Raw genomic sequence first — 19,662 nt, forward strand, 5'->3', positions numbered from 1 at the left:
GGATGTTCTCCGGGGCTTCTGCTTTTCGGCTTCCGTCAGAAAATGTGGACCGGCGCTTCAAATCCCGTGCACCTGCGTGTAAAACCGCCGTTAACATTACGGAAAACCTAACACGTTAGGGTCTTTTCCTGCCTGAAAGCTCCGGATGGATCGGAGCGCCTGAAGTCTGTGCCGGAAGCTGTCGGTCTGCCGCACGCACCGCACCTGAAGGAGAAAGGCGACGGATAGTAGCGGATGCGGGATAAAGTGAACCGGCCGGAAAAGAGTTATGCGTTTCTGAAGGCTGGCACCGCGCTCGCGGTTGCTGCTGCGCTTGCGTGCGGCCCGTTTGCCGCCCAGCCGGCGTCTGCCTTCGAGATCTTCGGTATGAAATTCTTCGAAGACGAGGAAGAAGCGGTCGCGGTCATCGATCCCGTCGACTATACGCTGACGCTCGATCCTGGCGCGGACGAGGACCTGAAGGACGCGATCGAGAATACCGCGCGCCTCAAGCAGGACGAGGGCAAGCCGGTCTCCGGCGATCTCGGCCTCGTCATCAAGGCGCGCGACGACCGCGATCGTATCCTCGCCGCTCTCTATGAGCATGCGCGCTACGGCGGTGTCGTGAACGTCACCGTCAACGGGCAGGACCTCGATTCGCTGCCACCCAATCCGGAATTCAACCACAAGGGCCCGGTGCCGGTGACGATCAGCGTCATTCCCGGCCCGGTCTTCACCTTCGGCGAGGTCGGCTTTTCCGGGGATGCGGAAGGCCGCAATCCTGCGGATTATGGGCTGGTGCCCGGGGCGCGGGCCGATTCAACCCTTATCCTGAAAGCCGGTGAAAAGGTCGTCGTCGACCTCAAGGCCGAGGGCCGGCCGCTGGCGAGGCTCGTGGAGCGCAATGCCACGGCGGACCACAAGACGCAGACCGTGGATGTGGTGATCGCCGCCGAAGGCGGACCGGTCGCGCCCATCGGCGAGGTCGGTGTCTCCGGTACCAAGACGGTCGATCCGAATTTTGTGCAGCGTTATTCGCGCATCAATGCCGGCCAGCCCTATTCGCCCGAGGCGCTTGGAAAGGCGGGCGAGCGGCTACGCCAGCTCGGCGTTTTCTCCAGCGTCACGATCCGCGAGGCCGACAAGCTGGCACCGGATGGCTCACTGCCGATGACCATCGAGGTTTCCGAGGGCAAGCACCGCTATTTCGGCGCCGGTGCGCAATATTCGAACACGGACGGTGTGGGCCTCCAGGGCTATTGGGGGCATCGCAACCTGTTCGGCCAGGCCGAGTCGCTGCGTATCGAGGGATCGGTCAACCGGATCGGAGAATCGGACCTTGGCGACCTCGACTATTCGACCGCCATTCTTTTCTCCAAGCCCGGTGCGTTCGGCCCGGCCTCGACTTTCAATGCCAGCCTCAAAGCCTCCATCGTCGATCCCGATGCCTACAAGGCGTTTACGACCACGGCCGCCGCGGGCGTCAGCATCGAGCTTTCCGACCGCGATACCGTGAGCGGCGGCGGCGAGGTCATGTGGAGCGATGTCGAGGACGCCTTCGGCAAGAACAAGTACCTGACGGTCAGCCTGCCGATCGAATATGTGCGCGATACCCGCGACGACAAGCTGAACCCGACCGAGGGCTACCGCTTCCTGATCAATGCGAAGCCGAGCTACGAGAATTATCGCGGCACGTTTTTCTCGAGCTTCGAGGGCGCGATCACCGGCTATCGGGCACTTGGCACCGAAGACCGGTTCGTGCTGGCCGGCAAGCTTTCCGCTGGCACGATCGTTGGCGGCAACGAGCTTTCCGACATACCGGCCACGCGCCGCTTCTTCCTTGGCGGCGGCGGTACGGTGCGCGGCTATGGCTATCAGGAGATCTCGCCGCGCAATGCTGACAACAAGCTGCTCGGCGGCCGCTCCTATGTGGCGGCCTCCGCAGAGGCGCGCATCGGTATCACCGAGACGATCGGTATCGTTCCCTTCATTGATGTCGGCACAGTCTCGACCGACGAGGTGCCGGACTTCAAGGATCTGAGGGCCGGTGCCGGCGTCGGCATACGCTATGCGACGCCGTTCGGGCCGCTCCGGCTCGATGTCGCGGTGCCATTGAAGAAATACCCTGGCGGAACCTCCTTCGGGATCTATGCCGGCATCGGCCAGTCCTTCTGACTGTCGCCCCAATTTTCATCTAGGCTCTTGATCCGTTGCGCGATTGAGATTCTAGACGTTGAGGAGCGATTCCGCGCTCCCCGCACGCGAAATGGATGAAGCATGAACAGGCTGTCCCGAATTCTCCGCGCCACGCTCCGCTATCTCGGCTACGGCCTTGCCGTTCTGCTCGTGCTTGCTATCGCTGTGCTGGGCTTCGTCGGGTTTACCGATACGGGCGCGCGGATGGCCGTTTCCTATGCGCAGAAGATCGCGGCCGCGAGCGGGCAGGTGATTTCCATCAGCGAGCCTTCCGGCTTGCTGACCGGGAAACTGCGCGCCGGCGCCGTCACGCTCGGCGACGAGAAGGGCACCTATGCGGAAATCCGCGACCTCGCCGTCGACTGGTCGCCGCTCCAGCTTCTGTTCTTCAACTTCGACGCGTCGCGTGTGTCCGCGTCCACCGTGTCCTTGCTGCGGCTGCCGGAATCAAAGGCGGAAGCGGAGAAATCCGACAAGCCATTCTCGCTCCCGGTCGAGGTGCATATCGGCTCGCTGGCGATCCCGGAGCTGTTCGTGTCTGGCGCAATCGCCGGGCGTGACCAGCGCATCGTCGTTTCGGGTCGCGGTAACGCCACGGCCGAAAGCGTTGCGGTCAAGCTTTCGGCTTCCGAAACGGCGCGGCCAGATGCGCGGATCGCCGCCGATATCGTCTTCAATCCCGCTGAGAACGTGCTTCGGCTCGAGGCCGATGTCGCCGAGCCCAAGGGCGGTATTCTGGCTGGCTTGCTCAAGCTGCCGAACGATCCTGCCGTCTCGCTCCACCTGACGGGCGACGGACCGCTGTCGCAATGGAAGGGACGCCTTTCGGCCGCCCTCGACGGCACGGAAATGCTGCGCGTCGATGGCCGCCATGATCTTGCCGCGAGCGGTCTCCACACGGTCGCCCTCAAGGGCGGCGGTACGTTCGATGCCCTGATGCCGCCGCAGCTTCGCCCGCTCTTCGCCGGCGAGACCGGGATTGACGTGGTCGCGGCCTTTGACGGGTCTGACATGTTGCGGATCGAGAAGGGGTCGATTGCGACGGGTGCGATGACGCTCGCCGCCTCGGGCACGCTGAGCGCCAAGGGGGCGAACGATCTCGACGTCAAACTTGCCGGCAAGGATGGGCCGATCGATTTTCGCTGGCCGCTCACGGAGGGCGATGCGCGCGTCCTGATCGAGGGCGCGGATCTTTCCCTGACGGGTGAGGCGAGTGCGGCGGCGCTTGAAGTCCACGCGGCGGTTGCTTCGGCCGAGCTTCCGGCCGGCCGGATAGAAAACATCCGCCTGACGGCGAAAAGCGATGCCTTCAACGTTGCGAGCCAGTCCGGCCGCATCGACGCCACGCTGGAAACCGGCTTCACGGCCTTCACCAATCCCGATCTCGACCGCGCGGTAAAGGGGCCGGCAAAGCTTGTCGCGACGCTGGACGTCTCGCCGCAGGAGATCGCCTTCGATCCCGCGACCCTCGAAAGCGCCAGCATCGGCGGCACGCTGTCGGGGCGCTACGGGCTCGAAAGCCGCGAGGCCGACGTCAATTTCCGCCTGTTCGCGTTGCCGGCCGTTCTGCCGCCGGCCCTTTCCGGCAAATTCGATACGACGATCGCCATGGAAGGTCGCGTTCAGCTTGCCGGCGATGGCCGACTTCAGGTGTCCGGCCTTCAGGTCAAGTCCGGTACGCTGGAGGCGGCGGGCAATGTCTCGCTTGGCAAGGGCAATCTGGAAGCCGCGCTTGCCGGCAAGGTGGTGAACCTCGGCAAGCTGCTTGCCGATGCAGCCGGGGAGGCCGAATTCGACGTCTCCGCCACTGGTCCTGTCGATGGGCTCGATGTTTCGGCCAAGGTCACTTCGAGCGGTGCGACGCTGTCCGGCCGTACCCTCAGCGATCTCGTCGTGACGCTCAAGGGCAAGGCCGTGGCCGACAGTCCATCCGGCGAGCTGACGGCGACCGGCGCGCTCGACGGGCAGGCGATCAACGTGCGCTCCAGCATCACCTCGGAGGGCGGGCGCATCTCCGTGCCGGTGCTGGAGGCGGAGATCGGTCCCAACACGCTGAAGGGTTCGCTTGCCCTTGCGCAGAACTTCATGCCTGATGGTACGATCCGCTTCAACTTCCCCGATCTCGGCCTTCTCGCCGCCATGGCGGGCCAGCAGGCGGCCGGCGATCTTTCCGGCCAGCTGGAAATCGCGACCGCCGGCGGCAAGACATCCGCGACGATGCAGGCGTCCGGCTCTGCGATCCGCCGCGATGCTGTCAGCATCACCAAACCGGCCGTCGACCTCACCATCACGGATCTCGCCACCGCCGCGATCACCGGCACGGTGCGCGCCGAGCGGGTTGCGTCCGGCGAAAACCGGATCGAATCCCTGAAGCTCGATTTTGCGCGCGAGGGGCAGGCGACCATTTTCGACCTTACCGGCCGTCTCGATGGCGCGCCGCTGGTGACGAAAGGCAAGATCCTGCAGCGCGACGGCGGGCTCGAGGTCGCCCTGCAAACCGTCGAGGCTGCGCCACGGCGCATTGCGCTGAAGCTGGCGAAACCTTCGACGATCACCGTCGCGAACGGGATTGCAACGCTCGATGGCCTCACCATCCAGGCCGGGCGCGGGTCCGTTGCCATTTCCGGCAAGGCGGGCGAGACGCTGGACCTGTCGGTTCGACTCAACGCATTGCCGGCTGCGCTCGTCAATAATTTTGCCGCGGGGCTCGATGCGGACGGCACGATCGGCGGCACGGTGTCGGTCAAGGGCAAGGCGACGGCACCCGTCGTCAATTATGCGCTTGACTGGAAAGGCGCGGTGACGAGCCAGACCCGCGGTGCGGGCATAGGCACACTCGACATCAATGCAAAAGGTGAACTTGCCAACAACCAGTTGCGGCTCGACACGGTTCTCTCCGGCGCGGGTGGTCTTTCCTTCCGCGGCGGCGGCACGGTCGGCATCGGCGGGGCGACGCCGCTTGGGCTCAAGTTCAACGGCACGGTGCCGTTCGGCCTGTTGCAGGGCCAGCTTTCCGCGCAAGGTTTCGTGTTGACCGGCAATGCCAATGTCGATGTTGCCATCGGCGGCACGGCCGCGGCGCCGTCCGTGACGGGCAGCATCACGGCAGGCGGTGCGCGCCTCGTCGATGTGCGCCGCAATCTTGCAGTGAACGACCTCACCATCCGCGTCACCATGGACGGGCGGCAGGCTGTGATCGAAACCGTTTCCGGCAAGCTGGCGAGCGGCGGGCAGCTTTCAGCAAGCGGCACGGTCGGCATCGATCCGGCGAGCGGCTTTCCCGTCGATGTGGCAGTCAAGCTCGGCGATATCACCTATGTCGACGGAACGCTGGTGACGGCGAATGTGACGGGCGACCTCACGCTGAAAGGCCCGGTGGCCGCGCTTGCGCTGGCCGGCAAGGTGGTCATCAACAAGGCGAGCATCGTCATCCCGCAGAAGCTGCCGGCCTCGCTGTCGGAAATCGACATCAAGCATCGCAATGCGCCGGCCGATGTGAAGCGCATGACGGCCGATGTGCAGCGTGAGCAAGGCAGCAGCAACGCCTCGCGCGGCATTGCGCTCGATCTCACCATCACGTCGCCCGGCCAGCTCTTTGTGCGCGGACGCGGCATCAATGCGGAAATGGGCGGCAGCCTGCGCATCAGCGGTACGTCAACGTCTCCGGTCGTCTCCGGCGGCTTCGATCTGGAGCGCGGGCGCATGGAGATCCTGACGCGCCGGCTCGATTTCACCAGCGCTCATATCGGCTTTGCCGGCGGCCTGGTGCCAACTGTCAATCTGGTCGCGGCGAGCACGGCGGGTACGACGGAAATCACCGTGACTGTGGCGGGCATTGCCAGCAACCCGACGGTCACCTTCGCGTCCTCGCCCTCCCTGCCGCAGGACGAGATTCTTGCCCAGCTGATCTTCAATCGCTCGATGTCGAACCTGTCGGCCATGCAGATCGCGCAGCTTGCCTCTGCCGCCAGCCAGCTTGCCGGAGGCAAGTCGACGGGGCTGCTCGACAGTCTGCGCAGCAAGCTCGGCGTCGACGACCTCGACATCACGACGGACGCGGAAGGCCGGGCGGCGGTCTCTGCCGGCAAATACCTGAACGAGCGCACCTACATCGAATTGAAGCAGGATCCGGAGACCAACGGCGCCAAGGCGGTGATCAACCTCGACGTCGGCCGCGGCCTCAAGCTGCGCGGCGAGGCAGGCAGCAGCGGCAGCGCGGGTGCGGGCATATTCTACGAGAAGGAATATTGAGGGCAGGCGCCGGCACTTTGTTGCATCCGGCGTCTTCATGCCGAGGCGTCATCCTCTGGCCTGCTCCTCGCGGCGCGCGAGCCCGCACGCCACTTCCCGTCAGTTCCGCTCCCGTCTTGATTTGCGGTGACGCGGGGCCTTTTGCATGCCGGGATACAGCAAACGGTCCGGCGTTTGAAAGATTTTAACCAGGACGTGCATAGGATCGGGACACGACGCAGATCAAACTGGAAAGAGTTCCGATGACCTCCATCAAGACGACCGGCTTCACCGGCGATACGCTCGAAATCATCGCATTCCGTCTGCATGAACAGGAGTTCTGCGTGAAGACGACGACGATCCGCGAAATCCGCGGCTGGGCGCCGTCCACACCGATCCCGCATTCTCCGCCGGATGTCATCGGCGTGATGAACCTGCGCGGCACGGTCATCCCGATCATCGATCTGGCCCACAAGCTCGGCATGAAGAGCACGGAAGCCAATGAGCGCAGCGCCATTGTGGTGGCCGAAGTGCACAGCATGGTCGTCGGCCTTGTCGTCGACCGGGTTTCCGACATTCTCACCATCCGCAGCGAGCAGATCCAGCCCGTGCCGGAAGTGACGACCTCCTTCGACAAGGCCTATGCCGAAGGCATCATCGCCCACGAGAACGGCATGATATGCTTCCTGAACCTGGCGCGCATGTTCAAGGAGCGCGACGTCGAAGACATGGCGGCCTGACCGCCTGAAGACAGACGCGAAGCATGAAGCCGCCGTGCGAAAGCCCGGCGGTTTTTTGTTGTTCGAAAATTTATGCAACCATTACGAGAATATCTTCTCAATAGATTGGAGGCGGACTTACGTAGCGTTAGGCCGGCGCTCTCTAAGTCGTTGTTATGAAACCAAGTCTAATATATCGCCCTTTGATTTTCATTAATCCTTAAATCGTCACCTCTATCTTTGATTGCAGTCGCGTACAGAACGTCGAAGCGGATCGGTACGTGCGTTGAATTCACTTGTTACGAATTCGTGGCCCGCATGCGGCCCACGTCAGAGCGCCAACAATTGAAGATGGCCACGGGCGATCCCAAGTAGACCCAGGTCATCGCACAGAGGGACAGGTCATGCTTTCAATTGCAAAGTCCCTGGATGCCGGCCATATCATCGACGCGCTGTCGCGCTCACAGGCCGTGATCCAGTTCGATCTCACCGGAAATATCCTGACGGCCAACGAGAACTTCTGCCGCGCGCTCGGCTATGAACTGAAGGACATCGTGGGCAAGCACCACCGTATATTCTGCGACGCGGCCTATGTGGCGAGCGAGGAATACCGGCAGTTCTGGGCGCGCCTCGGCCGGGGTGAATATGATTCGAACAGCTACAAGCGACTGCGCAAGGATGGCGGCGAGATCTGGATCCAGGCGACGTACAATCCGATCGTTCGCGGCGGCAAGCCCTACAAGGTCGTCAAGTTCGCCACCGATATTACCCAGGTGAAGATTCAGGCGACGGAAGACGCAGCCAAGCTCGATGCGATCTCCCGTTCGCAGGCGATGATCGAATTCACGCCGACCGGCGAGATCCTGACCGCCAACGAGAACTTCTGCGCGGCGCTCGGCTACGATCTTTCCGAGATCCGCGGGAAGCATCACCGCATGTTCTGCGACCAGACCTATGCCCAGACCCCGGCCTATGCAGATTTCTGGAAGAGCCTTGCGGAAGGCCAATTCATCGCCAACGAGTTCGTGCGCTACGGCAAGGGCGGGCGGGAAATCTGGATCCAGGCTGCCTATAACCCGATCCGCGATCTCAATGGCAAGGTCTACAAGGTCGTCAAGTTCGCGACTGACGTAACGGAGCGCATGTCGGCGATCAATACGCTTGGCGGCGCTCTGAAGGCATTGTCGGCAGGTGATCTCACGCAGAACCTCACCACGCCCTTCGTGCCCTCGATGGAGGTGGTGCGCAAGGACTTCAACGAGGCCGTTGCCGGCCTGCATGAAGCAATGCAGACGGTGGAGATCAATGCCAATGCGATTGCTTCTGGTGCGCAGCAAATCCGCGCTGCGGCGGACGATCTCGCCAAGCGGACGGAGCAGCAGGCGGCTTCCGTGGAGGAAACCGCTGCCGCGCTCGATGAAATTACCACGACGGTCGCCGATTCGAGCCGCCGGGCCGACGAGGCCGGCAAGCTGGTGAGCAAGACGCGGGCCGGGGCAGAAAAATCCGGCGAGGTCGTCAAGCAGGCAATCGGCGCGATGGGCCAGATCGAGCAATCGTCCCGGGAAATCTCCAATATCATCGGCGTCATCGACGATATTGCCTTCCAGACCAACCTCCTGGCGCTCAATGCCGGCGTGGAAGCGGCGCGGGCGGGCGAGGCCGGCAAGGGATTTGCTGTCGTGGCGCAGGAAGTCCGGGAACTGGCCCAGCGCTCGGCCAGTGCGGCCAAGGACATCAAGGCGTTGATCACCACGTCTGGCGAGCAGGTCAAGAGTGGGGTGGCGCTTGTCGATGAGACGGGACGGGCCCTGCAGGAAATCCTCGTGCAGGTCGCGGAGGTCCATCTCAACGTTACCGCAATCGTCGAAGCCTCCCGTGAACAGTCGACGGGGCTTCGCGAGATCAACCTGTCGGTCAATGCGATGGATCAGGCAACGCAGCAGAATGCGGCGATGGTGGAGGAGAGTACAGCGGCAAGCCACGCCATGGCGCGTGAGGCGGATGCGCTGCACGGTCTCATCCGGCGGTTCCGTCTTGCCGGAAGCGCGAAATCCAGCCAGCGGGCGCCATCGGCGGCACCCGTGGCACAACTTCATGCCGTGGCGCGCACCATGCGGGCACCGCGCGGCTCCGCGGCGCAGGCAGCGGAGAGTTGGGAAGAGTTCTGAGGTCTGATCGAAAATGAAAACGGCCGGCTGCAATGCCGGCCGTTTGTGTTTCGGGAATGGCGTTCAGCGTGCAGCGGGCGCGCTATCCCGGGTCGCGGCGGGTATTTCCGCCGGCGCGGGGCGGTGGACGAGGGGGGCCGCCTGCAGAACCAGTTCGTCGAGGCCTTCGCCATTGTGATTGTCGATGAGGTCGAAGAGCTGCCGACGCATGCGCGGCTCCCAGAACTTGTTGATATGGGTCGCCACGCCCTTCGGGCGTTCACTTGCGGGCTGCGAGTGAAAGAAGATGGCGATCTGGTTCGCCATCCTGACGATCTTGTTGCCTTCCGACATGCTGTCTCCTAGCCGTTGCCGATCCGGCGCCGAGGGCCGGACACGATGCGTTCCGCACCGGTGAATATCTCGAATTCCTCGCCGCGCACGAGCGCGATCAAGGTCATGCCGGCCTCTTCCGCCGTGCGGATGGCGAGCGCCGTCGGCGCGGAAATCGCAATGATGAACGGGCTGCCGATGATCGCCGTCTTCTGCACCATCTCGACCGAAACGCGGCTTGTCACGACAACTGCGCCCGCACCGCCGGCATGGCCGGCGCGTCGCGCGGCGCCGACGAGCTTGTCGAGCGCATTGTGCCGCCCGACATCCTCGCGCACGGCGACAAGGCCCGTGTCGGGCACGTAGAACCCGGCGCCATGGACGGCGCGCGTTACCATATGCAGCGGCTGATGGCCGTTCAGCAAGCGCACCGCCTCGACCACCTCGTCTTCGCTCAATGTAAGTGATGACGAACGAACGGACTGTGTCACGCGCACCGCCTGCTCGATCGATTCGATGCCGCACAGGCCGCAGCCCACGGGACCCGCCATGTGGCGGCGACGGGCCGTCAAGGCGTCGTTCTGGACATCGCCAAGACGGACCTGCACGTCGATGCCCTTGTCTTCCGCAATGATCTCGATGGCTTCGATCTCGCCCGGATCGCTGATGACGCCTTCGGTCAGGCTGAAGCCGACAGCGAAATCCTCAAGGTCGGCGGGCGTCGCCATCATCACGGCATGGGTCGAGCCGGCATAGGAGAAGGCGATCGGCGTCTCCTCCGGCACGAAACGATCGCCGGCGACGAGCCGCCCGCTGCGGCGGGCGGTCTCGGTGACCTTGGTCGTGGTGGCAAAGTCCGGCACGCGCAATCCTACTCTGCTGCCTCCAGCTTTCCGGCGATCCGGCGGGACCGGCGCGCCAGCTCGTCATATTCGATCTGCCAGTCGGACGGGCCGTTCGACGGCGAAATCTGCACGGCCGTCACCTTGTATTCCGGGCAGTTCGTCGCCCAGTCGGAGAAGTCGGTCGTGATGACGTTCGCCTGTGTCGTCGGATGGTGGAAGGTCGTGTAGACGACGCCCGGCGCCACGCGGTCGGTGACGAGGGCGCGCAGCGTCGTTTCGCCGGCGCGGCTGGCAAGACGCACCCAGTCGCCCTCGCGGATGCCGCGATTTTCGGCGTCGTGCGGATGGATTTCCAGCCGGTCCTCCTCGTGCCAGACGACATTGTCCGTCCGGCGCGTCTGGGCGCCGACATTGTACTGGCTGAGGATGCGGCCGGTGGTGAGCAGCAGCGGGAAGCGCGGGCCGGTCTTTTCGTCGGTCGCCACATACTCCGTTCGTATGAACTTACCCTTGCCGCGCACGAAGCCGTTGATGTGCATGATGGGAGAACCGTGCGGGTTCTTCTCGTTGCAGGGCCATTGAACGGAGCCGGCCTTCTCCAGATAGTCGTAGGAGACCAGCGCGAAGCTTGGCGTCGTCGCGGCAATCTCGTCCATGATCTCGGAGGGGTGGCTGTAGTTCCAGTTGAGGCCCATCGCCTTGGCGAGGTTCTGCGTGACCTCCCAGTCCGCATAGCCGTTCTTCGGCGTCATCACGCGGCGTACGCGATTGATGCGGCGCTCGGCATTGGTGAAGGTGCCGTCCTTTTCGAGGAAGGTCGAGCCCGGCAGGAAGACATGCGCATAGTTTGCCGTCTCGTTCAGGAAGAGATCCTGCACGACGACGCATTCCATGGCGGCAAGGCCGGCGGAGACATGCCTGGTGTCGGGGTCGGACTGGAGAATGTCCTCACCCTGGATATAGAGACCCTTGAACGTGCCCTCGACGGCGGCGTCCAGCATGTTGGGAATGCGCAGGCCCGGTTCGTTGTTGAGCGTCACGCCCCACATCTTCTCGAAGATCTCGCGGGTCGCATCATCGGAAATATGGCGGTAACCCGGCAGCTCGTGCGGGAAGGAGCCCATGTCGCACGAACCCTGCACGTTGTTCTGGCCGCGCAGCGGGTTCACGCCGACGCCTTCCCGGCCGATATTGCCGGTTGCCATGGCAAGGTTGGCGATGGCCATGACCGCGGTCGAGCCCTGGCTGTGCTCGGTGACGCCGAGGCCGTAGTAAATCGAGCCATTACCGCCGGTGGCAAAGAGGCGCGCGGCGCCCCGTACCATTTCGGCCGGCACGCCGGTCAGCGCCTCGGTCTCTTCCGGGCTGTGGCGCGGTTCGGCGACGAAGGCGGCCCAGTCCTCGAATTCCGACCAGTCGCAGCGCTCGCGGATGAACGCCTCGTCATAGATGCCTTCCGTCACGATGACATGGGAAAGCGCCGTGACGAGCGCGACGTTGGTGCCGGGCCTGAGCGGCAGGTGGTAGGCGGCCTTGACGTGTGGCGAAGAGACGAGGTCGGTGCGGCGCGGATCGATGACGATCAGCTTGGCGCCCTGGCGCAGGCGCTTCTTGAGGCGCGAGCCGAAGACCGGATGGCCATCCGTCGGGTTGGCGCCGATGACGATGACGACATCGGTAAACTCGACGGAATCGAAGTTCTGCGTGCCGGCGGAGGTGCCGAAGGCCTGGCCGAGGCCGTAGCCGGTCGGCGAATGGCAGACGCGGGCGCAGGTATCGACATTGTTGTTGCCGAAGCCGGCGCGGATCAGTTTCTGGACGAGGTAGGTTTCCTCGTTCGTGCAGCGGGACGAGGTGATGCCGCCGATGGAATCGCGGCCATACTGGTACTGGAGGCGGCGGAATTCCGATGCCACATGGGCATAGGCCTCTTCCCAGGTGACTTCCCGCCACGGATCCGAGATCTTTTCACGGATCATCGGATTGAGAATGCGGTCGCGATGGTTCGAATAGCCGTAGGCGAAGCGCCCCTTCACGCAGGAATGGCCGCGGTTGGCCTGCCCGTCCTTCCACGGCACCATGCGGATCAGCTCCTCGCCGCGCATTTCCGCCTTGAAGGAGCAGCCGACGCCGCAATAGGCGCAGGTCGTGACCACGGAATGTTCCGGCTGGCCGATCTCGATGACCGATTTCTCGGTAAGCGTCGCCGTCGGGCAGGCCTGTACGCAGGCGCCGCAGGAGACGCATTCGGATTCGAGGAACTGTTCGTGCATGCCGGGCGAAACGCGGCTGTCGAAACCGCGGCCCTCGATCGTCAGCGCGAAGGTGCCCTGCACCTCTTCGCAGGCGCGCACGCAGCGCGAGCAGACGATGCACTTCGACGGGTCATAGGTGAAATAGGGGTTCGATTCGTCCTTCGGCATCCAGCGGGCATTGGCCTCGCCATTGCTGCGCGCCTTGACGTGGTTGTCGCCCTCGTAGCCGTAGCGCACGTCGCGCAGGCCCACGGCGCCGGCCATGTCCTGCAGCTCACAATCGCCATTGGCCGCGCAGGTGAGGCAGTCGAGCGGATGGTCGGAGATGTAGAGCTCCATCACGCCCTTGCGGATCTGCTTCAGCCGGCTCGTCTGGGTATGGACGACGATACCGGGCGCCACGGGCGTCGTGCAGGAGGCGGGTGTGCCGTTGCGGCCCTCGACCTCGACGAGACAGAGGCGGCAGGAGCCGAAGGCATCGACCATGTCGGTGGCGCAGAGCTTCGGCACCTGAATGCCGGCCTCCATCGAGGCGCGCATGATGGAGGTGCCCTCCGGAACGGTGATCTCGTTCCCGTCGATGGTGAGTGTCACCATTTTTTCCGAACGGGAGGCGGGGGTGCCGTAGTCGATTTCGTGAACGAGGGGCATGGAAACCTCCGGGACAATTCTTGGCGCCGCGGGCATGCCCTGGCGGCTTGGGTTCAATTCTAGGACTTCGCCGTCTCGGCCAGGGTGGCGGCGACGAGCGCATTGGCATGGCCATGGCCGAGACCGCGCGTTTCCTTCAGGAACGCCACGATCTGCATGTGCGCCTTGCCGTCCTGCGCGCGGACGATTGCCTTCCAGTGCTCGATCGGCTGGCCGTACTTCTCCTCGATGGAGGGGAAGTAGGAGGCCGGGCCCTTTGCCTTTTCGGTCTCGCTCATTCCGCAGCCTCCACCATCGGCGCCGGCGAAAAGTCCTCCGGGAAATGCGTCATGGCGCTCATGACCGGATAGGGGGTGAAGCCGCCGAGCGCGCAGAGCGAGCCGAACTTCATGGTGTTGCACAGGTCCGTCAAAAGCTCGCGGTTCTTCTCCGGTTCGATGCCCTGCGCGATCCGGTCGGCCGTCTCGACGCCGCGTGTCGAGCCGATGCGGCAGGGGGTGCACTTGCCGCAGCTTTCCACGGCGCAGAATTCCATGGCGAAGCGGGCCTGCTTCAGCATGTCGACCGTCTCGTCGAAGACGGTGATGCCGGCATGGCCGATGAGCCCGTCCCTGGCGGCAAAGGCCTCGTAGTCGAAGGGCGTGTCGAACAGGGCGCGGGGGAAGTAGGCGCCAAGCGGACCGCCGACCTGCACGGCGCGAACCGGGCGGCCGGAGGCGGTGCCACCGCCGATGTCATCGATGATCTCGCCGAGCGTCAGGCCGAAGGCCGTCTCATAGAGCCCGCCATGCTTGACGTTGCCGGCGATCTGGATCGGGATCGTGCCGCGCGAGCGGCCCATGCCGAAGTCGCGGTAATAGGCGGCGCCCTTGTCCATGATAACGGGCACGGAGGCGAGCGAGATGACGTTGTTGACCACCGTCGGGCGACCGAGGAAGCCCTGCAGCGCCGGCAGCGGCGGCTTGGCGCGCACGATGCCACGCTTGCCTTCGAGGCTATTGAGCAGGGCCGTCTCCTCGCCGCAGACATAGGCGCCCGCACCGACTCGGATTTCCATGTCGAAGGCTTTTTGCGAGCCGAGCACGGAGGGGCCGAGCACGCCGGCGGCCCGCGCGACGGCGACGGCCTCGTTCATGATGGCGATGGCGTGCGGATATTCCGAGCGGGTATAGACGTAACCCTTCGTTGCGCCCGTCGCGAGACCGGCGATCGCCATGCCCTCGATCAGCACGAAGGGATCGCCTTCCATGATCATGCGGTCGGCAAAGGTGCCGCTATCTCCCTCGTCGGCGTTGCAGACGATGTATTTCTTGTCGCCCGGGGCGTCGAGAACGGTCTTCCACTTGATGCCCGTCGGGAACCCGGCGCCGCCGCGGCCGCGCAGGCCGCTGTCGGTGACTTCCTTGACCACCTCGGCGGGCGCCATCGCGATGGCTCTTTCGAGGCCCCTGAGGCCGCCATGGGCCTTGTAGTCGGCCAGGGAGACGGGATCGATGACGCCGCAGCGGGCGAAGGTGAGGCGGGTCTGGTTCTTCAGGAACGGAATTTCTTCCGTTGCGCCAAGACAGAGGGCGTGCGCCTGGCCAGCGGTGAGGCCGGCGTCGAGCAGGCCGGGAATATCGGAGGGTTTCACCGGGCCATAGGCGATGCGGCCTTCGGCGGTCTCGACTTCGACCAGCGGCTCCAGCCAGTGCATGCCGCGCGACCCGTTGCGAATGATCGCAATGTCGAGATTGCGGGCGTCCGCCTCGCGGGCAAGCGCACTGGCGACGCGATCTGCACCAAGTGCGAGGGCGGCGGCGTCACGGGGAATGTAGATGCGAACGGTCATCGGCGTGCCTCCGCAACGAGTTCACCGGCAAGGTCCGCATCGATCCTTCCGTGCAACTCGCCGTCGAGCATGGCGGCGGGTGCGCAGGAACAGAGCCCAAGACAGTAGACCGGTTCGAGCGTCACGGCGCCGTCGAGCGTCGTCTGGTGGAAATCGATGCCGAGCAGGGATTTGATGCGTTCGGCGATTTCATCGCCGCCCATCGACTGGCAGGCCTCGGCGCGACAGAGCTTGAGGACGTGTCGTCCGGTCGGATGGTCGCGATAGTCATGGTAGAAGGAAACGACGCCGTGGACTTCGGCGCGCGACAGGTTCAATTCGCTGGCAATGACCGGCAGGCATTCCTGCGGCACATAGCCGAACTCGGCCTGGATTTCGTGCAGGATCGGAAGAAGCGGCCCCTCGAGCCCCTTCAATTCACTGACGATTGCCAGCGTTCTTGTTCCGACATCGCTGCCGGTGACATGCACATTCATGGTCAGGCCTCCCAACCGACACGAATGAACCACGGAAGAAGAGGGGTCCTGACGCGTCGATGCTATTGATATTGCTCGACGAAGACCGGAACCCTGTCGCTCCTCGCAGAATTGTTGAATAGCTTCTCAGTACGGAGGCGGCGGGTCAATAAAGCTGTCCCGTTGATTGATAGAAAAAAACTATCAATCCATCCCTTTTTCAGCAAGCGTGCGGGCCTCGTGCAGCAAGGCGGACACGAGCGGAGTAAAAGGCTCGCGGTGCGTGGCGACGAGACCGACCGTGTGGTGCGGATCGGGATCGACAAGTGAAACTATACTTATTCCCTCAGGAAATCCAAATGATTTGGCGACATTTCTCGGCATGATGCTGGACCAGCGTCCCGTTCGCACATGAGAGAACAGCACGATCATCGAGTTGGATTCGAGCGAAGGCTCGACCGTGACGCCGGCCTCGGCAAAATGCCGGTTGATGATGCGGCGGTTCTGCATGTCGGCGGTCAATAGGCAAAGCCTAATGCTGCCGGCCTCCCGCCAGGTCACGGTTTCGCGATCGGAAAAGGGGCCGCCCTTGGCGGTGACGAGGCAATAGTGCTCATGCAGCAGCGGCACGCTGGTGACGCGGCCGAGCGGCTCGTTTTCGAGATAGGTGAGGCCGGCGTCGATCTCGAGGTTTTCCAGCAGGCCGAGGATCTTGATCGAGGTCGTCGAGACGATGGAGAAGGTGACGTCCGGGTGCTTTTCCTGGAAGGGCGCGGTGATGCGCGGCACCAGGGCGAGGGTCGTCGGAATGGCGGCGAGCCGGATATGGCCGGAAAGGCCGGTGCGCGCGGCGCGCATCTCCTCGCGCATGGTGCGCGTGTCGCCGACGATGCGGCGCGCCCATTCCAGCACGCGCTGGCCTTCCGGTGTCAGGCCCTGGAAGCGGGAGCCGCGCACGACGAGCATGACGCCGAGCTGGTCCTCGAGCTGGCGTATGGCCGCCGAAAGCGTCGGCTGCGAAATGCCGAGCTCTTCCGCCGCCCGGGCAAAGTGCCTTTCGCGGGCCAGGGCAATGAAATATTCGAGCTTGTCTATCATCTGCGAACGGCGCCTCCACGCTCTTGATACAAAAGAACAGTGGCGGCACCAATGCCCCGCGCCCTATATCTTGGGGCGGTAAAGGGATCACGTCATGCGTGCCCTTGGAGATCACGAGGAGGACGCCATGACATTTCAGGCATTGCTGGTCGAAAAGGCCGGGGACGGTACGGTTTCCGCATCGCTACGGGAACTGGAGGATGCGCGGCTTCCCGATGGCGACGTGACCGTCGCGGTCGAATATTCGACGCTCAACTACAAGGACGGGCTCTGCATCAGCGGCAAGGGCGGCCTGGTGCGCAGCTTCCCGCATGTGCCGGGCGTCGATTTTGCCGGCACGGTCGAGGCCTCCGACGATCCGCGCTACCGGCCGGGCGACCGGGTGGTGCTGACAGGCTGGCGCGTCGGCGAGGTCTGGTGGGGCGGCTACGCGACACGCGCGAAAGTGAAGGCCGACTGGCTGGTGCCGCTGCCCGATGAACTGTCCACCCGGCAGGCGATGGCGATCGGCACGGCGGGCCTCACCTCCATGCTTTCCGTCATTGCGCTGGAAAAGGCCGGGCTTTCACCGCTGAAGGGCGAGGTTCTCGTGACGGGGGCTGCCGGCGGGGTCGGTTCCGTCGCCGTCGCGCTTCTGGCTAGGCTCGGCTATTCCGTCGCTGCCGTCACGGGGCGGCCGGAAACGGCAGGCTACCTGAAGGAACTCGGCGCAGAGACGATCATCGAGCGCGCCGAGCTTGCCGAGGCCACGGGCAAGCCGCTGGAATCGGAACGCTGGGCCGGCGCCATCGATGCGGTCGGCGGCGAAATGCTCGCGCGCGTGCTCAAGCAGATGAAATATGACGGCGTCGTCGCCTCCGTGGGGCTTGCGGCCGGTGCCGGCGTGCCGTCCTTCACGGTCATTCCGTTCCTGCTGCGCGGCGTCAGTCTCCTCGGCATCGATTCGGTCATGCGGCCCTACGACCATCGCGTCGATGCCTGGAACCGCATCGCGTCTGATCTGCCGATGGACAAGCTCGAAGCGATGGTGGTCGAGCATCGCCTGTCCGATCTGCCGGATCTGGCCGACCGCATTCTGGACGGCAAGGTCAAGGGGCGTGTCGTCATCGACGTGCGCGCCTGAAGGCGAGGGCGGCTAGCAGATGAGCTGGCCGCCGTTCACCTCCAGCACCTGGCCGGTAATGTAGCCGGACAGTGCATTGGAGGCGAGGAAGAGATAGGCGGGGGCGCAATCCTCCGCCGTACCGAGCCGTTGCAGCGGAATGGTCTTGCGCGTCGCCTCCAGCTTTTCGGCGGACGAGTAGCGCGAATGGAAGTCGGTGGTGATGGTGCCCGGCGAGACGCAGTTGACGCGGATGCCCTCTGGCGCAAGCTCGCGGGCAAGGCCCTTGGAATAGGTCGCGACGAAAGCCTTGGTCGCCGAATAGATCGCGGAGCCGGGGCTGCCCCCTGTCAGCGCCGAAATCGACACCGTGTTAACGATCGCCGCCTGCGGTGCACGGCGAAGCGAGCGCAGCAGCGCCCGCGTCACCTCGACGACGGAGGTCTGGTTGAGGCGCACGACGGTTTCGTATTGCTCGTCGGTGAGGTCTGCCGCAGGGAAGCGGCCGACCATGGTGCCGGCATTGTTGATGAGCACGTCGATATGCGGGAAGAGGCCATCCACCCGCTGCAGGAGCGTGCCGATGCCGCCTTCGACGAGAAAGTCCGAATAGACGATATGGGCGCGGGCTTCCGCAACGGCGTTTTCGAGGAAATCGGGCAGGGGCCCGTGCGCGGAGCGGCCGCCGTGCAGCAGCACATGCGCGCCGCAATCGAGGAACTGCCGGGCGATTTCCAGTCCGATGCCACGCCCCGCGCCGGTGATGACCACGTTGGCGCCCTTGAATAAGGATGGATGAAACATGTGCTTTCCTCCCGATGTCCTGCCGATCGCCAGTATCACAAAAAGTGGCGCACACTCCAAGAAGGCGGGACGGATCAATTGATGTGTTTTCGTTTTCGCATATTATGAAACCAAACGAAAGCAATGGGAGAAGCCGATGTTTCTGACAGGTCGCCAGGCGGAGATCCTGGATCTCGCCAAAGTCGAGGGCCGCGTGCTCGTGGAAGACCTCGCAGCGCGCTTCTCCGTGACGCCGCAAACCATCCGCAAGGATCTCAACGATCTGTGTGACAGCAAGGCGCTGACGCGCATCCACGGCGGAGCGCTGTTCCCGAGCGGCAACGAGAACGTGAAATACGAGGCGCGCCGCTCGATCGCCGCGCCGGAAAAGCAGGCGATCGGCCGCGCCGCCGCCGGCATGATCCCCGACAATTCCTCCCTGTTCATCAATATCGGCACGACGACGGAAGCCGTTGGCGAGGCCCTTCTTGACCACAGGGAACTGATGGTCATTACCAATAATATCAATGTTGCCAATCGCTTGCGTGTCTACCCCTCGATCGAGGTGGTGATTGCCGGCGGCGTCGTTCGCGGCGCGGACGGCGGCATCGTCGGGGAAGCGGCGGTCGATTTCATCCGCCAGTTCAAGGTGGATTACGCGGTGATCGGCGTTTCAGCCATCGACGAGGACGGCGCGCTGCTCGACTTCGACTATCGCGAGGTCAAGGTGGCGCAGGCGATCATGGCGAATGCGCGCCATGTCATCCTGGTTTCGGATTCAACGAAATTCGAAAGGACCGCGCCGGTGCGCATCGGCCACCTTTCGCAGGTCCATACATTCATCACCGACAACTGTCCTTCCGAGGGGATTCGCGGCATTTGCCAGGAGCATGACGTGCGTCTCATCGAGACGGGATCGCAGGCCTGATCCGGCAGTGCAGTGCTGCCTATAGCATTCGTTTGACATTCGGAATGTTTTCGTTTTAACTCCTCTTGCTTTCGCGGCTGCGCAAATTTGTGCAATGCGAAATGGGA

General features: G+C 63.8%; 14 protein-coding genes. 6 read left to right on the forward strand and 8 right to left on the reverse strand.

Annotated elements, in window-relative coordinates:
- The first annotated feature begins 234 nt into the window (after positions 1-234).
- The 4 genes from WA950_RS11210 (at position 235) to WA950_RS11225 (ending at position 9,295) form a co-directional block, all read left to right on the forward strand.
- The gene (locus WA950_RS11210; RefSeq protein WP_424551794.1) at positions 235-2,154 is read left to right on the forward strand and encodes an autotransporter assembly complex protein TamA; all 1,920 of its coding nucleotides are present in this window, start codon (positions 235-237) and stop codon (positions 2,152-2,154) included.
- A 102-nt stretch (positions 2,155-2,256) separates the two neighbouring features.
- Complete coding sequence (locus tag WA950_RS11215) at positions 2,257-6,426, forward strand: translocation/assembly module TamB domain-containing protein (RefSeq protein WP_424551795.1); 4,170 nt, start codon at positions 2,257-2,259, stop codon at positions 6,424-6,426.
- Between the two features lie 242 nt (positions 6,427-6,668).
- Positions 6,669-7,145 (forward strand): chemotaxis protein CheW, encoded by a 477-nt coding sequence (locus WA950_RS11220; protein ID WP_424551796.1) that lies wholly within the window; start codon positions 6,669-6,671, stop codon positions 7,143-7,145.
- A gap of 383 nt (positions 7,146-7,528) precedes the next feature.
- Entirely contained in the window at positions 7,529-9,295 is a 1,767-nt protein-coding gene (locus WA950_RS11225) for a methyl-accepting chemotaxis protein (protein ID WP_424551797.1), read from the forward strand.
- 63 nt (positions 9,296-9,358) lie between these two features.
- On the opposite strand, the gene WA950_RS11230 is transcribed toward WA950_RS11225, so the two are convergent.
- From WA950_RS11230 to WA950_RS11260, 7 genes are all read right to left on the reverse strand, one after another.
- On the reverse strand, positions 9,359-9,628 hold the full coding sequence (locus WA950_RS11230; protein ID WP_424551798.1) for a formate dehydrogenase subunit delta: 270 nt from the start codon (positions 9,626-9,628) through the stop codon (positions 9,359-9,361).
- A gap of 8 nt (positions 9,629-9,636) precedes the next feature.
- Positions 9,637-10,470, reverse strand: coding sequence for a formate dehydrogenase accessory sulfurtransferase FdhD (fdhD, locus tag WA950_RS11235; protein ID WP_424551799.1), 834 nt, complete (start codon positions 10,468-10,470; stop codon positions 9,637-9,639).
- 8 nt (positions 10,471-10,478) lie between these two features.
- A complete protein-coding gene (gene fdhF / locus WA950_RS11240; protein WP_424551800.1) occupies positions 10,479-13,358 on the reverse strand; it encodes a formate dehydrogenase subunit alpha in 2,880 nt (959 codons plus the stop codon).
- A gap of 59 nt (positions 13,359-13,417) precedes the next feature.
- Entirely contained in the window at positions 13,418-13,636 is a 219-nt protein-coding gene (locus tag WA950_RS11245) for a DUF4287 domain-containing protein (RefSeq protein WP_424551801.1), read from the reverse strand.
- Entirely contained in the window at positions 13,633-15,189 is a 1,557-nt protein-coding gene (locus WA950_RS11250; protein WP_424551802.1) for a formate dehydrogenase beta subunit, read from the reverse strand. The genes WA950_RS11245 and WA950_RS11250 overlap by 4 nt, the downstream gene beginning before the upstream one ends.
- On the reverse strand, positions 15,186-15,665 hold the full coding sequence (locus WA950_RS11255; RefSeq protein WP_424551803.1) for a formate dehydrogenase subunit gamma: 480 nt from the start codon (positions 15,663-15,665) through the stop codon (positions 15,186-15,188). The genes WA950_RS11250 and WA950_RS11255 overlap by 4 nt, the downstream gene beginning before the upstream one ends.
- 183 nt (positions 15,666-15,848) lie before the next feature.
- A complete protein-coding gene (locus tag WA950_RS11260; protein WP_424551804.1) occupies positions 15,849-16,742 on the reverse strand; it encodes a LysR family transcriptional regulator in 894 nt (297 codons plus the stop codon).
- A 127-nt stretch (positions 16,743-16,869) separates the two neighbouring features.
- On the opposite strand from WA950_RS11260, the gene WA950_RS11265 reads away from it, so the two are divergent.
- The gene (locus tag WA950_RS11265; RefSeq protein ID WP_424551805.1) at positions 16,870-17,865 is read left to right on the forward strand and encodes an MDR family oxidoreductase; all 996 of its coding nucleotides are present in this window, start codon (positions 16,870-16,872) and stop codon (positions 17,863-17,865) included.
- 12 nt (positions 17,866-17,877) lie between these two features.
- On the opposite strand, the gene WA950_RS11270 is transcribed toward WA950_RS11265, so the two are convergent.
- The gene (locus tag WA950_RS11270; protein ID WP_424551806.1) at positions 17,878-18,648 is read right to left on the reverse strand and encodes an SDR family NAD(P)-dependent oxidoreductase; all 771 of its coding nucleotides are present in this window, start codon (positions 18,646-18,648) and stop codon (positions 17,878-17,880) included.
- A 136-nt stretch (positions 18,649-18,784) separates the two neighbouring features.
- Between WA950_RS11270 and WA950_RS11275 the strand changes: the two genes are divergently transcribed.
- The gene (locus tag WA950_RS11275) at positions 18,785-19,555 is read left to right on the forward strand and encodes a DeoR/GlpR family DNA-binding transcription regulator (RefSeq protein WP_424551807.1); all 771 of its coding nucleotides are present in this window, start codon (positions 18,785-18,787) and stop codon (positions 19,553-19,555) included.
- Positions 19,556-19,662: the final 107 nt, after the last annotated feature.

The organism is Shinella sp., from assembly GCF_049651085.1.
In the GTDB taxonomy this organism is placed as follows: domain Bacteria; phylum Pseudomonadota; class Alphaproteobacteria; order Rhizobiales; family Rhizobiaceae; genus Shinella.